Source organism: Arthrobacter gallicola, assembly GCF_014836775.1.
In the GTDB taxonomy this organism is placed as follows: Bacteria; Actinomycetota; Actinomycetes; order Actinomycetales; family Micrococcaceae; genus Arthrobacter_B; species Arthrobacter_B gallicola.
On the sequence record NZ_JACSQD010000001.1, the window covers coordinates 290619 to 305941 of the forward strand.

The window sequence follows — 15323 nt, forward strand, 5'->3', positions numbered from 1 at the left end:
AAGGGGACCGGCCCCAGTAGCGTTGACTACGGAAGTTGCTACACAGACCCCACAGTTTCGGAGATTTTATGACGACCGCACGCGCCTACGCTGCCACCTCCGCCACGGACCCGCTGGTCCCCACCACGATTGAACGCCGCGACGTCGGCCCACACGACGTACTGATCGACATCGCCTACGCCGGGGTCTGCCACTCCGATATCCACACAGTCCGCGGCGAATGGGGCCCCATCGCCTACCCCCAGGTGGTTGGCCACGAAATCGTGGGCACCGTGGCCGAGGTTGGCGCTGAGGTCACCTCCCATAAGGTTGGAGACCGGGTGGGCGTTGGCTGCATGGTGAACTCCTGCCGCGAGTGTGAGAACTGCCTGGCCGGCATGGAGAACTACTGCCTCAAGGGCAACACCGGCACGTATGCCAGCAAGGACGTTGACGGCACGATCACTCAGGGTGGCTACTCCACGTCAGTGGTAGTCAACCAGGACTTCGTCCTCCGGGTTCCGGAGAGCATCCCCTACGAAGCCGCAGCTCCGCTGCTCTGCGCCGGCATCACCACCTACTCGCCCCTGGCCCACTGGAACGCGGGACCGGGCAAGAAGGTCGCCGTCGTCGGAATGGGCGGGCTCGGCCACATGGCCGTCAAGATCGCCGCCGCCATGGGCGCTGAAGTGACCGTCCTGTCCCAGACGCTGAACAAGCAGGAGGACGGCCTGCGCTTCGGTGCCAAGCACTACTACGCCACCAGCGACGCCGGGACCTTCGAGAAGCTGGCCAACAGCTTCGACCTGATCATCAACACCGTCAGTGCTCCGGTGGATCTGCAGTCCTACCTGGACCTGCTCCGCCTCGACGGCACGATGGTCAACGTGGGCGCACCGCCCGAGGCACTGCCGGTTTCGGTCTTCGGTCTGATGCGCAACCGCCGTTCGTTCGCGGCGTCGGGCATCGGCAGCATTGGCGAGACCCAGGAAATGCTGGACTTCTGCGCCGAGCACGGCATTGCCCCCGAAATCGAACTGATCGACGCCAGCGAAATCAACACCGCCTACGAGCGTGTGCTGAAGTCCGATGTGCGCTACCGGTTCGTGATCGACACGGCGACTATCTAACCGCCGAACCTCACGTCAGGCCCTACAGCCCGATGTCGGCGCTCTCCAACAGGGCGACGGCGTCGGGCTGGCCTTCGAACATCACCAGCGCCTGCTGCGTGCGGCCGTGGGCATGCAGAAGCAGTTCGCAGGGTTCGCCCACAATCGCCACGGAGACTGCAGCCCGCTTGGCGACGTGCCGGGGACCGTCCGGACGGACCAGGATGATGCCGACGTCGACGCCGCGGTACAGGATGGCTGCACGCTTGAGCAGGTCGGACCAGAGGGCGTCGGAGTACTCGGAATCCAGGGCCCGCGGCGCCCACCGGTCACCCGCGCGGCGGATGTCCTCGGTATGGACGAAATATTCGGTAAGGTTCGCGCTGTTATCCACGGATTTCAGGTGCATGGGGGAGAGCAGCGGAGGGCCCGCCTGGAAGGCTTTCACGAGCCGGGCGTACCCCTCGGTGGTGGATGCCTTTTCCACCATGGCATCCATGGCCTTGGCAGTTTTACCGGCGAACGGCTTCATGAAAAAACCCAGCGCGGCGGCCGGCCGGTGCTCGCGCAGGTAGAGGTGCGCTGCCAGGTGCCGGGTATCCCACCCTTCGCAGAGCGTAGGCGCGTGGGGACCGGCCGCAAGCAGTGTTTCGGCCAGGACTTCACGGGAAGGTTCAACGAATTGCATCACTGCTGAAACTAGCACGGAACCCCCGGCTTTGCCCGTGGGACGCGGCCATTCGGCCCGGCCGGAGGTAAACCCACTAGAATCGGGAGTGATGGCAACAGATACCACCCCCCAGACACCCCGCCCGGCCTCCGCACTGGACCCCGGTATTGCAGCGACCCTGAAGCGGGACGACGCCGGCCTGGTGGCCGCGGTCATCCAGCAGTACGACACGGGCGAGGTACTGATGCTCGGCTGGATGGACGACGAAGCCCTCCACCGAACCCTCACCACCGGGCGCGTTACCTTCTGGTCACGGTCCCGGCAGGAATACTGGCGCAAGGGCGACACCTCCGGCCACGTCCAGCACGTGAAGTCAGTGGCATTGGACTGCGACGGCGATGCCCTCCTGGTCCGCGTCGACCAGGTCGGAGCCGCCTGCCACACCGGCACCCGGACGTGCTTCGAGGGCCGCAGCCTGGCCGTGTCCGCCTAAGTCTCAGACCCCTTCTAACCCGAAAGCCCCAACACCATGCAGGATCTAGGCGTTATCAGTCCCACCCTGGAGGAGTTCCGGGCCCTGGCCGCGGACCGCCGCGTTGTACCCGTCCGGCTGAAGGTCCTGGCCGACGCGCATACCCCCATCGGCATCTACCGCAAGCTCGCCGCAGGTGAGCCCGGGACGTTCCTGATGGAGTCGGCGGCCTCCGGCGGTGTCTGGTCCCGCTACTCCTTTATTGGGGCCCGCTCCCGCGCCACGCTGACCACCCGGGACGGACAGGCCTGCTGGCTGGGCGAGCCGCCCAAGGGGGTTCCCCTGGACGGGAACCCGGTCGAGGCCATGGCTGCCACCCTGCAGCTGCTGTCCACCGACCGGTTCGACGGGCTGCCGCCCTTCACCTCCGGCCTGGTCGGATTCGTGGGCTGGGAATCGGTGCGGCACTGGGAGAAACTGCCGTCCCCGCCGGTCGATGACCTGGATCTGCCCGAAATCGCCATGAACCTGGTCTCTGACATGGCCATCCATGACAACTCCGACGGCACCGTGCTGCTGGTCGCCAACGCCATCAACTTCGACGGCTCCGATGACCGGGTGGACGACGCCTGGGCTGACGCTGTCGCCCGCCTGCACAGCATGCTGGACCGGCTGGCCGCGCATACGCCGCAGCAGGCCGTCACGGTGCTCGACGGCGGCACGGTGGATGTTGCCGCCCTCACCGCAGGGGTCAAGGAAAGCTGGCCGAAACCCGACTACCTGCGTGCGGTGGAGCGCGGCAAGGAAGCCATCGTTGACGGTGAGGTCTTCCAGGTAGTGATCTCCCGCCGCTTCGAGATGGAGTGCCGGGCGGACGCCCTGGACGTGTACCGGGTGCTGCGTAACACCAACCCCAGCCCCTACATGTACCTCTTTAACTTCGAGGACGCCCGCGGCAACCCCTTCGCCGTCGTCGGGTCCTCGCCGGAAGCGCTCGTCAAGGTGACCGGCACCGAAGTGATCACCCACCCGATCGCCGGCTCCCGCCCGCGCGGCAGAACCCAGGAACTCGACCGGACCCTGGCCGAGGAACTCCTGGTGGATGAGAAGGAACGCGCCGAGCACCTGATGCTGGTGGACCTGGCCCGCAACGACCTCTCCAAAGTCTGCCGGCCCGGCAGCGTGGACGTCACCCAGTTCATGGAAGTGGAGCGCTTCAGCCACATCATGCACCTGGTCTCCACCGTGGTGGGTGAGCTGGCTCCGGACCGCTCGGCCTATGACGTTCTGTCCGCCACCTTCCCGGCCGGCACGCTCTCCGGAGCGCCCAAGCCCCGGGCACTGAGCCTGCTGGACGAACTGGAACCGCACCGCCGCGGCATCTACGGCGGCGTGGTCGGGTACCTCGACTTCGCCGGGGACATGGACATGGCGATCGCCATCCGCTCCGCCCTGCTCCGCGACGGCAAAGCCTACGTGCAGGCCGGCGGGGGCATTGTGGCCGATTCGGATTTGGAAGCCGAAGCCCAGGAGACCGTGAACAAGGCGGCAGCACCCCTGCGCGCGGCGCTGATTGCCGGCGGCTTGGAACCGGTCACTCCCACCGTGAGCGCACACATCTTCAACAGGCAGGAAACCTCGAAGTGAGCACAAAACCCGTTCAGGCTGCGCCGCGCTGGCGGCGCAAGTCGACGGTCGTTTTCGGCACCGTGCTGCTGGGCGCCGCGGCGTTCGGCACCACTACCCGGACCTGGCTCGACGTCGTCCTTCCGCAGGCAGCCGTCAACACACCCGACATTGCTGTTGCCGGAAGCGAAGCCGCGACCGCGGTGACCGCTTTCGCCGTCGTCGCCGTGGCGGCAGCCCTGGCTGCCTCGATTGCCGGAAAGGTGGCTCGCTGGATCATCGCTGCGGTTCTGCTGGTTGCCGGAATCGGTGTGGCCTACGCGAGCTGGGCCGTCATCCAGGACCCGGCGCAGGGTGCCGCCGGCGCCGTGGGCAAGGCCATCGGTGTGGGCGGCAGTGCCGGAGCCGAGGTCACCGTAACGGCCATGCCGTACCTCGCCGCTGCCGCCGGCGTGCTGATTGTCCTGGCAGGCGTGTGGCTGGCCGCAGCCTCGCGCAGCTGGCCGGTGTCCCGCCGCTACGCTGCCCAGCCCGCCACCGGCGCCGCCGTTAAGGGTGAATCCACCGAGCCGCCGATCGACGAAATTGACAGCTGGGACCGGCTGACCAAGGGCGAAGACCCCACCAACTACCGCTGACCGGCGCAACGGCCCGGCAACGTGCCGCGCAACATGTAAGAGAGTTTCCGCCTGCTAATGGCAGAATGGAGACCAGATTCGTTCACGAGGAGATTCACCATGAGCACAAACGCCATCGACCAGCACGAAACCAAGCCGGAAAACGAGGCTGAGGCACACGCCAGCATCCACGACGAGACGATTGGCCACGGCAACACCCCTGCCGCCTGGACCTGCGTCCTGATCATGATCGTTGGCGCCCTGGTTTCCAGCATCGGCTTCGTCCTTGCCAGCTGGGTGGTATTCGGCGGCGGACTGGGCCTGATGGCTGTTGGCCTGATCGTCGGCTGGGTCATGCGCAAGGCCGGCTACGGCGTTGGCGGTTCCAAGCTCTCAGGCAACGGGCACTAAATGAGCGTTCTCGACGACATCATTGCCGGCGTCCGTGAGGACCTGGCCCAGCGGCAGCAGGACACGCCGCTGGAAAAGGTGCAGGAGCGCGCCGCAGCGGCCGCTCCTGCCCTTGATGCCTTCGCCGCCTTGGGCGGCAACGATGCTCCCCGCGCCAGCCTGCGGGTGATCTCCGAGGTCAAGCGGAGCAGTCCCTCCAAGGGTGAGCTGGCGGATATCACCGACCCGGCGGCTCTTGCAGTGCGCTACGAGGAGGGCGGCGCGGCCGTCATCAGCGTCCTCACCGAACAGCGGCGGTTCAACGGATCACTGGCAGATTTCGACGCCGTCCGGGCCGCAGTGCGGATCCCGCTGCTGCGCAAGGACTTCACCGTCGACCCGTACCAGATCTGGGAAGCCCGTGCCCACGGCGCGGACCTGGTGCTGCTGATCGTCGCCGCCCTTGACGATGAGCAGCTGCGGTCCTTCCTGGACCTCACACACGAGCTGGGCATGAACGCCCTGGTCGAGGCACACACGGCAGAAGAAATTCAGCGCGCAGTGGCTGTCGGCGCACGGATCATCGGCGTCAACGTCCGCAACCTGAAGACCCTCGACGTCGACCGTTCAGTCTTCGCCGCCCTTTCGGCCTCGATTCCGGCTGAAGCCGTTGTGGTTGCCGAATCCGGTGTCCGGGACCCCGCCGACGTCGCGCATTACGCAGAGAACGGCGCCAACGCCGTACTGGTTGGTGAGGCACTGGTCAGGCACAATGACCCGTCCGCCACGATCACCGAATTCATGCAGGCCGGGGCGGGCGCAATCGCTGCCCGGCTGCAGGCAAGCAGCCAGGGATAACTAACGACATACCTATTTCCGGACTTGCCGCAGCGAATCCGGACCAGAGCAGGACAGGACAGGCTCCATGACCGGGAACCCGGAAAACAGCACCCCCGCCAGTACGCCCAGCACAGGGGACAGCAGCGTGTCGGAGCAGGTGACTGATGCCTTCCTGGCCGGCGGTGACTCGCTGCGCCACGCCCCAGGACCCTACTTTGGTGAATACGGCGGCCGCTGGATGCCCGAATCACTGATTGCCGCCATGGATGAACTGAGCGACACGTTTGAGAAGGCCAAGGCCGACCCGGAGTTCCGGGCCCAGATTGCGGACCTGAACAAAAACTACTCCGGACGCCCGTCGCTGCTGACCGAAGCCAAGCGTTTCGCCGAGCACGCCGGGGGAGTGCGGATCTTCCTCAAGCGTGAAGACCTGAACCACACCGGCTCGCACAAAATCAACAACGTGCTGGGCCAGGCGCTGCTGGCCAAGCGCATGGGCAAGACCCGCATCATCGCGGAAACCGGAGCCGGCCAGCACGGCGTGGCCAGCGCCACCGCCGCTGCCCTGATGGGCCTGGAATGCGTGGTCTACATGGGCGCCGAGGACTGCCGCCGGCAGGCCCTGAACGTGGCCCGGATGGAACTGCTCGGCGCCACCGTCATTCCGGTCAGCCACGGCTCAGCCACGCTCAAGGACGCCATCAACGAGGCCCTGCGCGACTGGGTGGCCAACGTGGGCAACACCCACTACCTGCTGGGCACCGCGGCCGGCGGACATCCCTTCCCGGCGATGGTCCGCTACTTCCACGAAGTCATCGGTGAGGAGGCCCGCGCACAGATCCTGGAGCAGACCGGCCGCCTCCCCGACGCCGTGTGCGCCTGCATCGGCGGCGGCTCCAACGCGATCGGCATCTTCCACGGCTTCCTGGATGACCCCGAGGTGAAGATCTACGGTTTCGAGGCCGGCGGCGACGGCGTGGACACGCCCCGCCACGCCGCCACCATCACCCTGGGCCGGCCCGGCGTGCTGCACGGCGCCCGGTCCTACCTGATGCAGGACGAAGACGGCCAGACCATCGAGTCGCACTCCATTTCCGCCGGCCTGGACTACCCCGGGGTCGGTCCGGAGCACGCCTACCTGGCGGACATCGGACGGGTCTCCTACGAGCCCATCACGGACACCGAAGCCATGGACGCCTTCCAGCTGCTCTGCCGCACCGAAGGCATCATCCCGGCGATTGAATCCGCCCACGCACTGGCCGGCGCCATCAAGGTGGGCCAGCGCCTCGCGGCCGGTTCCGACGGCAACGTCCAGGACAAGATTGTCCTGGTCAACCTCTCCGGCCGAGGCGACAAGGACGTGGCGACGGCCGCCGAATGGTTCAACCTGCTGGACGAAGAGTCAGCTGAAGCCGAGATCGGCAAAGAAGGAGAACAGCTGTGAGCGTCTCAACCCTGAGCAAGTCCGCCGCAGCGATCGACCGGGCACGGGCCGACGGCCGCGCTGCACTCATTGGCTACCTGCCCGCCGGCTTCCCCTCCGTCCAGGAAACCATCGACGCCGGCATCGCGCTGGCCCGGAACGGTGCAGACCTGATCGAAATCGGCATTCCGTACTCTGATCCGGTCATGGACGGCTCGGTGATACAGGCTGCAACCGGCCAGGCACTGGAGAACGGTTTCCATGTCCGCGAAGTCTTCGACGTCGTCGCCGGCATCACCGCCGCCACCGATGCCGCGGTCCTGGTGATGACGTACTGGAACCCCGTGATGCGCATGGGCGTGGACGAATTTTCCCGCCGCCTGGCCGAAGCCGGGGGAGCCGGCCTGATCACACCGGACCTCATCCCCGACGAGGCTGCCGAATGGATGGCTGCCTCGGATAAGTACGGACTGGACCGGGTTTTCCTGGTTGCGCCGTCCTCCACTCCGGAGCGCATGAAAGCGACCGTCGAGGCGAGCCGCGGCTTCGTCTACGCCGTGTCCATCATGGGTGTCACCGGCACCCGGAACCAGGTGTCCGACGCCGCTGAGGGCGTTGTCACCGCAGCGCGGCAGGCCGGGGCGGAGCGGGTGTGCGTGGGACTGGGTGTTTCCACCGCGGACCACGTGCGTGAAATCGGCGCCTATGCAGACGGCGTGATCGTGGGAACTGCCCTGGTGGCGGCCCTGCGGGACGGCGGCCCCGCCGCCGTCGGCACTTTGACCAGTGAACTGAGCACCGGAACGCGGAAGAGCTAACCATGCCGATGTCCCTGGCGGTTCCGGCCGCAATCCCCAGCCCCTCCGCTGAGTTCAGCAGCTTCTCGCTGGGGCCGCTGACCATCCACGCGTACGCTCTGTGCATCCTGGCCGGGATTGTCCTGGCCCTGTGGATGACGTCGGTGCGCTGGAAGCGCCGCGGGCTGCCGGCCGATGCCGTCTGGGACATCGCCATCTGGGCCATTCCGTTCGGCATTATCGGCGGGCGCCTGTACCACGTCGTGTCCTCTCCGGCTGCATACTTTGGGCCGGACGGGGACCTCGCGCTCATCCCGCAGATCTGGCGCGGCGGGCTGGGGATCTGGGGCGCGATCGCCCTGGGGGCGGTCGGCGCCTGGATTGGCTGCCGCCGGGCGAACATCAAACTCTCCACCTTCGCCGACGTCGCCGCCCCCGGGGTACTGCTGGCGCAGGCCGTAGGACGCTGGGGCAACTGGTTCAACCAGGAACTCTTCGGCGGTCCCACCGACCTTCCCTGGGGCCTGGAAATCGACCCCAACAACAACAACTTCCCCGACGGGACCGCGCCCGGAACCCTGTTCCATCCCACGTTCCTGTACGAGTCCCTCTGGAACCTGGCCGGCGTGGCTGTGCTGCTGGCACTGGATAAGCGCTTCCGGCTGCGCGGAGGGCGGCTCTTCTGGCTGTACGCGGCCATCTACACGCTCGGACGCACCTGGATTGAAATGCTCCGGATCGATGACGCCGAAATGATCACGCTCTTCGGTGTCACGCAGCGCCTGAACGTGTGGACCAGCCTGCTTATGCTGCTGGTCTCCATCGGCATGTTCATCTTCCTTTCCGTGCGGGCCAGGAACACGCCGGATCCTTCGCTTTATCTGGACGGACGAAACAAGCCCCAGAATGAAGCCCCTGACCGCAGTCACAATTCACCGGTTGATAACAAGAACGAAACAGATTCCGCCGAGGTGAAATCTGCGTCACAAATCCATGAACAGCGTGCTAATCTCGCAGAGACAAAAAATGAGGCGTCCAAGCCTCATCGGCCCGATCAGTCGGGCCCAGCCACTTAGGACCTTTCCGGGTTACCTCCCGGGACCAGTCTTAGGGCCACACCGAGGTGGCGGCAAACGGTGACCGCACCCGGGGACAACCCCGGCAGGCAACCGTACGGATTCGATTTCCAGAGCCAGCCCCCATCCCGCATGCAGGGTCCTCACGGAATCGCGACCGTAAAATCATTCTCTGACCCACCGGCAGGTATCTGCCGCCGGTGTGGGGCCAACGTCGTCCCCTCCCACGCACAACAGGGGGAAGGACTTACCCTATGACTGATTTATTGTCCCCTCAGCCCGCACAGGTGATCTCGCCGTTCACACGGTTCGCCGCCTACCCGGAAGACTCAGGGCTGTACCACGCCGAGGACGAGAAGGACGCCTGCGGGCTGGCCGTTATTGCCACCCTTCGGGGAACTCCCGGCCATGACATTGTGGACGCGGCGCTGACCGCGCTGCGTAACCTCGAACACCGCGGCGCCGTCGGCGCTGATGAAGGCACCGGCGACGGCGCCGGTATCCTCACCCAGGTTCCCGACGAATTCCTGCGGGCCGTCGCAGGCTTCCCGCTTCCGGCAGCCGGCAGCTACGCCGTCGGCACCGCTTTCCTGCCCACCGAGGAACGGGAGCAGGAGACGGCGAAGGCCGGAGTGGAAGCGATCGCCGAGTCCGAGGGCCTGACCGTTCTGGGCTGGCGTGAGGTTCCGGTTGCAGCTGACATCGTCGGGGCCATGTCCCGGGCCTGCATGCCGCACTTTGCCCAGGTCTTCCTGGCCCCCGCCGAACCGGGCTGTACAGACCTGGACGCCCGCGCCTTCCGGGTGCGGAAGCGCACGCAGAACAAGTTCGGCGTCTACTTCCCCTCCCTGTCCTCCAAGACGATGGTTTACAAGGGCATGGTGACCACCGCCCAGCTGGAGCCGTTCTTCCCGGACCTCTCCGACCCGCGGTTCAAGACCAAGCTCGGGATTGTGCACTCGCGCTTCTCCACGAACACGTTCCCGTCCTGGCCGCTGGCGCAGCCCTTCCGCACCATCGCGCACAACGGGGAGATCAATACCGTCAAAGGCAACCGCAACTGGATGCGAGCCAGGCAGTCACAGCTCAAGAGCCCGCTGCTGGGGGAGACCCCGGAGGAACTCTTCCCGATCTGCACCCCCGGCGCCTCGGACTCCGCGTCCTTTGATGAGGTGGCCGAGCTGCTGATGCTCTCCGGCCGGCCGATCACCCATGCGGTGATGATGATGATCCCGGAAGCCTGGGAAAACCACGCCACCATGGATCCGGCCCGCCGCGCCTTCTACCAGTACCACTCCATGCTGATGGAGCCATGGGACGGCCCCGCCGCCGTGTCCTTTACCGACGGCGACCAGGTGGGCGCAGTCCTGGACCGCAACGGTCTGCGTCCGGCACGCTACTGGATCACCGAAGACGGCCTGGTGGTCCTGGCCTCCGAGGTCGGCGTGGTGGACCTGGACCCCGCCAGAATTGTCCGCAAGGGACGGGTATCCCCGGGCAAGATGTTCCTGGTGGACACCGCCGAGGGCCGGCTGATCGAGGACTCGGAAATCAAGGACGAGATCGCAGCCGCGAACCCGTGGGCCGAATGGGTCCGCGAGAACCAGGTTTCGCTGGAGGAACTGCCCGAGCGTGAGCACGTGCTGCACACCAAGGCCTCCATCAACCGCCGCCAGCGCACCTTCGGCTACACACAGGAGGAGCTGCGCATCCTGCTCGGCCCGATGGCCCGTACCGGAGCTGAGCCACTGGGTGCCATGGGATCGGACACGCCGATCGCCGTGCTGTCCCAGCGTCCCCGTCTGCTCTTTGACTACTTCGTGCAGTCCTTCGCGCAGGTTACCAACCCGCCGCTGGACGCCATCCGCGAAGAGCTGGTCACCTCCATGCAGAGCTCGATCGGCCCGAACGGCAACATCCTTGCCCTGGGCCAGGTCAAGACCAGCCAGGTGGCCCTGAAATTCCCGGTCATCAACAATGATGAGCTCGCGAAAATCGCGAACCTGACCAACGACGACGGCGAGAAAATCGCCCTGAAAGTCCGCGGACTCTACCGTCCCGACGGCGGCGAATCGGAACTGCGGGCACGGATCAGCGAGATCTGCGAAAAGGTCTCCGGCGCCGTCAACCGCGGTGTGCAGTACGTGGTCCTTTCGGACCGCGACTCGAACGCCCAGTGGGCGCCGATTCCGTCACTGCTGCTGCTTTCCGCCGTGCATCATCACCTGCTGAAGAGCGCCAACCGCACCAAGATCTCCCTGCTGGTCGAGGCAGGCGACGTGCGCGAGGTCCACCACGTGGCCGTCCTGATCGGCTACGGTGCCTCAGCAGTGAACCCGTACCTGGCGATGGAAAGCTGTGAGGAACTGGTCCGGAACGGCGACATCACCGGCGTTACCCGCGAACAGGCCGTCACCAACCTCATCAAGGGCCTGGGCAAGGGCGTCCTGAAGATCATGTCCAAGATGGGCATCTCCACGGTCGCCTCCTACTGCGGGGCGCAGACCTTCGAAGCGATCGGTCTGGGTCAGGAACTCGTGGACGAATTCTTCCACGGCACCCGCACCCAGCTCGGCGGCGTCGGCCTGGACGTCATCGCAGCCGAAGCCGCGGCCCGGCACACCAGCGCCTACCCGGCGGACGAAATTGAGGAACCGCACCGTCGCCTGGAAAACGGCGGCGAATATCAGTGGCGCCGCGAAGGCCCGCCGCACCTGTTCAACCCGGAGACGGTTTTCCGGCTGCAGCACGCCACCCGGGAACGCCGGTATGACGTGTTCAAGGCCTACACCCGCGGCGTGGATGACCAGTCAAAAAATCTGATGACCCTGCGCGGGCTGCTGGACTTCCGCCGCGGTGAACGCCCGGCTGTGCCGCTGGAGGAAGTGGAACCGGTCGCCTCGATCGTTAAGCGCTTCTCCACCGGGGCGATGAGCTACGGCTCCATTTCGCAGGAGGCCCACGAAACCCTGGCCATCGCCATGAACCGGCTGGGCGCCAAGTCCAACACCGGTGAAGGCGGCGAGGACGTGGACCGGCTGCTGGACCCCGAGCGCCGCTCCGCGATCAAACAGGTTGCCTCCGGCCGGTTCGGCGTCACCAGCCTGTACCTCACCAACGCCGATGATCTGCAGATCAAGATGGCCCAGGGCGCCAAGCCCGGCGAGGGCGGCCAGCTGATGGCCCAGAAGGTCTACCCCTGGGTGGCCAGCACCCGGCACTCCACACCCGGTGTCGGCCTGATTTCCCCGCCTCCGCACCACGACATCTACTCGATCGAGGACCTCGCCCAGCTGATCTATGACCTCAAGCGGGCCAATCCGTCCGCTCGGGTACATGTGAAGCTGGTCTCCGAAGCCGGGATCGGCACCGTGGCAGCCGGCGTGACCAAGGCCAAGGCCGACGTCGTCCTCGTCTCCGGGCACGACGGCGGCACCGGCGCCTCTCCGCTGAACTCGCTCAAGCACGCCGGCGCGCCCTGGGAGCTCGGCCTGGCCGAGACCCAGCAGACCCTAATGCTCAACGGCCTGCGCGACCGTGTGGTGGTGCAGGTGGACGGGCAGCTCAAGACCGGGCGCGACGTCGTCATCGCCGCGCTGCTGGGCGGCGAGGAGTTCGGTTTCGCGACCGCCCCGCTGGTGGTTTCCGGCTGCATCATGATGCGCGTCTGCCACCTGGACACCTGCCCCGTGGGCGTCGCCACCCAGAACCCCGAACTGCGCAGCCGCTTCACAGGCAAGCCGGAATTCGTGGTGAACTTCTTCGAGTTCCTGGCTGAGGAAGTACGCGAGATCCTTGCCGAACTGGGCTTCCGCAGCCTGGAGGAGGCCATCGGGCACAGCGAAATGCTGGACACCAGGGCCGCCGTCGACCATTGGAAAGCCGACGGCCTGGACCTGGAACCGATCCTGCGCGGCCACGACATGGAACCCGGCGCCCCGCTGCGCAACCTGTTCCGCCAGAACCACGAGCTGGACGCGCATTTCGACAACAAACTGATCGAGATGAGCGCCGACGCGCTGCAGAACCGGCAGCCGGTGCGGATCACGCTGGACGTGGTCAACACCGACCGTTCGGTCGGAACCATGCTGGGACACACGGTCACCAAAACGTTCAGCACCGATGTCCTGGCCACGGACACCATCGATGTGACCCTCACGGGACAGGCCGGGCAGTCCCTGGGCGCGTTCCTGCCGGCCGGCATCACCCTGCGGCTGTTCGGCGATTCCAACGACTACGTCGGCAAGGGCCTGTCCGGCGGCCGGATCATCGTCCGCCCGGACCGGAACAACGTGTTCCCCGCGGAGCGGAACGTCATTGCCGGCAACGTGATCGGCTACGGCGCCACCAGCGGCGAAATGTTCCTGCGTGGTCTGGTCGGTGAACGCTTTATGGTCCGCAACTCCGGCGCGACCGCCGTCGTCGAAGGCATCGGCGACCACGGCTGCGAGTACATGACCGGCGGCCAGACCCTGATCCTCGGTCCCACCGGACGGAACTTCGGCGCCGGCATGTCCGGCGGCACCGCGTTCGTGGTGGACCTCAACCGGGCTCGGGTCAACAAGGACGCCCTGGACAAGGGCGAACTGCTGCTGCTGGAACCAGACGCAGAGGACGCGGACATTATCCGCGGCCTGCTGGTCAAACACGCTGAGGAAACAGAATCGGTGCTGGCCGCAGAACTGCTGGCCGACTTCGAAGCAACGGTTTCCCGCATCACCAAGGTACTGCCGCGGGACTACGCGGCCGTACTCGACGCCCGCGCCTCCGCGGCCGAAGCGGGGCTGGACCCCGACGGCGCCGAAGCCTGGACCAAAATTCTGGAGGTAACCGGTGGCTGACCCACGCGGATTTCTAAAAGTACGGGAGCGCGAAACCCAGCCCCGCCGGCCCGTCCCCGTCCGCATCATGGACTTCAAGGAAGTCTATGAACGGCAGGAAAAAGGTGTGCTTCAGGAGCAGGCCGGACGCTGCATGGACTGCGGCATTCCGTTCTGCCACCAGGGCTGCCCGCTGGGCAACCTCATCCCGGAATGGAATGACCTGACCTGGCGGGACAAGGGCCAGGAAGCGATCGAACGGCTACACGCCACGAATAACTTCCCCGAGTTCACCGGCCGGCTCTGCCCGGCGCCCTGCGAAGCGTCCTGCGTGCTGGGCATCAACCAGCCCGCCGTGACCATCAAGCAGGTTGAGGTCTCCATCATCGACCAGGCCTTCGATGAGAACTGGGTCCACCCGCACGCCCCCGAGCGGCTCACGGACAAGACCATCGCCGTCGTCGGTTCCGGACCGGCCGGACTGGCGGTGGCCCAGCAGCTCACCCGTGCCGGCCACACCGTGGCCGTCTACGAACGGGATGACAAGATCGGCGGCCTGCTGCGCTACGGCATTCCGGACTTCAAGATGGAAAAAGTCCAGGTGGACCGCCGGCTGGAGCAGATGCGGGCGGAAGGCACCCGCTTCCGCACCGGCGTCGAAGTCGGAAAGGACATTTCCTGGGAGCAGCTGCGCCGCCGGTACGACGCCGTCGTGATCGCCACCGGTGCCACCGTGCCGCGGGACCTGCCCATTCCGGGCCGGGAACTGGCCGGCGTGCACTTCGCCATGGATTACCTGGTGCAGTCCAACCGTGCCGTGGCAGGGGAGAAGGTCAAAAACCAGATCCACGCCGAGGGCAAACACGTGGTCATCCTGGGCGGCGGGGACACCGGCGCGGACTGCATCGGCACCGCGCACCGGCACCAGGCGGCCTCGGTGACCACCCTGGCCATCGGGAAGCAGCCTCCCACAGAGCGTGCAGCCCATCAGCCCTGGCCCATGTACCCGACGCTGTTCGAGGTAGCCAGCGCCCACGAAGAAGGCGGAGAGCGCACCTACCTGGCCTCCACCGTCGAGTTCGTGGGGGAGAACGGGAAGCTGACGGGCGTTAAGGTCGCCGAAACCGAATACGTGGACGGCAGGCGCCTGCCCAAGGCCGGCACCGAACGGATCATCCCGGCAGACCTGGTCTTCCTCTCACTCGGTTTCACCGGTCCGGAACCGGCAGGCCTGGCAGAGCAGGTCCATACCGAATTCGATGAGCGGACCAACGTCCGGCGCGACGGCTACTACATGACGAACACTCCGGGCGTCTTCGCCGCCGGTGATGCCGGCCGCGGACAGTCCCTGATCGTCTGGGCGATTGCCGAGGGACGCGCCTGCGCCGCCGCGGTTGATAAGTGGCTGGAAGGCTCCACCCGCCTGCCGGCGCCCGTGGCTCCCAGCGACCGGGCAATAGCACCGCTGTAGCAGCGGGAAGGTTTTCCACGGCAGGGGCGCCGG

At 66.2% G+C, this 15323-nt stretch carries 12 protein-coding genes; 11 read left to right on the forward strand and 1 reads right to left on the reverse strand.

Annotation, left to right across the window (positions count from 1 at the left end; all coding sequences use genetic code 11):
- Nucleotides 1-68: 68 nt before the first annotated feature.
- A complete protein-coding gene (locus tag H9639_RS01330; RefSeq protein ID WP_191806345.1) occupies nucleotides 69-1109 on the forward strand; it encodes an NAD(P)-dependent alcohol dehydrogenase in 1041 nt (346 codons plus the stop codon).
- A gap of 22 nt (nucleotides 1110-1131) precedes the next feature.
- Here H9639_RS01330 and H9639_RS01335 read toward each other — a convergent pair whose 3' ends face one another.
- Entirely contained in the window at nucleotides 1132-1776 is a 645-nt protein-coding gene (locus tag H9639_RS01335; RefSeq protein WP_191806346.1) for a TIGR03085 family metal-binding protein, read from the reverse strand.
- A gap of 91 nt (nucleotides 1777-1867) precedes the next feature.
- Here H9639_RS01335 and hisI point away from each other — a divergent pair, with 91 nt between their 5' ends.
- The 10 genes from hisI (at nucleotide 1868) to H9639_RS01385 (ending at nucleotide 15290) form a co-directional block, all read left to right on the forward strand.
- Nucleotides 1868-2251 (forward strand): phosphoribosyl-AMP cyclohydrolase, encoded by a 384-nt coding sequence (gene hisI, locus H9639_RS01340; protein WP_191806347.1) that lies wholly within the window; start codon nucleotides 1868-1870, stop codon nucleotides 2249-2251.
- Between the two features lie 36 nt (nucleotides 2252-2287).
- Nucleotides 2288-3877, forward strand: a complete 1590-nt coding sequence (locus tag H9639_RS01345) for an anthranilate synthase component I (RefSeq protein WP_191806348.1) — start codon at nucleotides 2288-2290, stop codon at nucleotides 3875-3877.
- Entirely contained in the window at nucleotides 3874-4494 is a 621-nt protein-coding gene (locus tag H9639_RS01350) for a Trp biosynthesis-associated membrane protein (RefSeq protein ID WP_191806349.1), read from the forward strand. The genes H9639_RS01345 and H9639_RS01350 overlap by 4 nt, the downstream gene beginning before the upstream one ends.
- 99 nt (nucleotides 4495-4593) lie before the next feature.
- Complete coding sequence (locus H9639_RS01355; protein WP_191806350.1) at nucleotides 4594-4884, forward strand: HGxxPAAW family protein; 291 nt, start codon at nucleotides 4594-4596, stop codon at nucleotides 4882-4884.
- The gene (trpC, locus tag H9639_RS01360; protein ID WP_191806351.1) at nucleotides 4885-5721 is read left to right on the forward strand and encodes an indole-3-glycerol phosphate synthase TrpC; all 837 of its coding nucleotides are present in this window, start codon (nucleotides 4885-4887) and stop codon (nucleotides 5719-5721) included.
- Between the two features lie 67 nt (nucleotides 5722-5788).
- A complete protein-coding gene (gene trpB, locus H9639_RS01365) occupies nucleotides 5789-7147 on the forward strand; it encodes a tryptophan synthase subunit beta (RefSeq protein ID WP_225219049.1) in 1359 nt (452 codons plus the stop codon).
- On the forward strand, nucleotides 7144-7944 hold the full coding sequence (trpA, locus tag H9639_RS01370; protein WP_191806352.1) for a tryptophan synthase subunit alpha: 801 nt from the start codon (nucleotides 7144-7146) through the stop codon (nucleotides 7942-7944). Before trpB ends, trpA begins: the two co-directional genes overlap by 4 nt.
- A 2-nt stretch (nucleotides 7945-7946) precedes the next feature.
- A complete protein-coding gene (lgt, locus tag H9639_RS01375) occupies nucleotides 7947-8999 on the forward strand; it encodes a prolipoprotein diacylglyceryl transferase (protein ID WP_191806353.1) in 1053 nt (350 codons plus the stop codon).
- 254 nt (nucleotides 9000-9253) lie between these two features.
- On the forward strand, nucleotides 9254-13840 hold the full coding sequence (gene gltB, locus H9639_RS01380) for a glutamate synthase large subunit (RefSeq protein WP_191806354.1): 4587 nt from the start codon (nucleotides 9254-9256) through the stop codon (nucleotides 13838-13840).
- Complete coding sequence (locus H9639_RS01385) at nucleotides 13833-15290, forward strand: glutamate synthase subunit beta (protein ID WP_191806355.1); 1458 nt, start codon at nucleotides 13833-13835, stop codon at nucleotides 15288-15290. The genes gltB and H9639_RS01385 overlap by 8 nt, the downstream gene beginning before the upstream one ends.
- The last annotated feature ends 33 nt before the right edge of the window (nucleotides 15291-15323 follow it).